This window comes from Bradyrhizobium sp. Leo170, from assembly GCF_004296405.1.
Taxonomy (GTDB): domain Bacteria; phylum Pseudomonadota; class Alphaproteobacteria; order Rhizobiales; family Xanthobacteraceae; genus Bradyrhizobium.
This window is the reverse complement of sequence record NZ_PSRR01000830.1, coordinates 1-636: the sequence shown is the minus strand read 5'-3', so window position 1 is coordinate 636 and position 636 is coordinate 1. Positions and strand designations below refer to the sequence as shown.

General features: G+C 68.7%; 1 protein-coding gene. It reads left to right on the top strand.

What is annotated here, in order from left to right:
* On the top strand, positions 1–620 hold a 620-nt coding region (locus tag CWO89_RS44960), incomplete at its 5' end, for a uracil-DNA glycosylase (protein WP_130584468.1).
* Between the last annotated feature and the right edge of the window lie 16 nt (positions 621–636).

The following is a 636-nucleotide window of genomic DNA, read 5'->3' as shown; positions in this document are numbered from 1 at the left end:
CCATCGCGCCGGATGCGGCGGTTGCCTCCGCACGCGAGGCGGCGCGGACCGCGCCGACGCTGGACGCGCTGCGGACGCTGCTTGCGAATTTCGACGGCTGCGCGCTGAAGCATACCGCGACGAAATTGGTGTTCGCCGACGGCAATCCGGCGGCGCGGGTGATGTTCGTGGGCGAAGCGCCCGGGCGTGACGAGGACATCGAGGGGCTGCCCTTTGTCGGCCGCTCCGGCAAGCTCCTGGACCGCATGATCGCGGCGATCGGGCTCGACCGCAGCAAGGCCTATATCGCCAACGTGATCCCGTGGCGGCCGCCGGGCAACCGCACGCCGACGCCGCAGGAGACGCAGGTGTGCCTGCCCTTCATCCAGCGCCAGATCGAATTGGTGAATCCCGACGTGCTGGTCACGCTCGGCAATCCCTCGACGCAGGCGCTGATCGGCACGCGCGAGGGCATCATGCGCACCCGCGGCAAATGGTTCGACTACGACACCGGCACCCGGGTGATCCGCGCCATCGCCACCTTCCACCCCGCCTATCTCCTGCGCTCGCCCTCCTACAAGCGGATGTCATGGCAAGACCTCCGCGCCATCGCGAAGGTGTTGGGGCAGACTCCCGCGTAGGGGGCAAAGGCCGTAG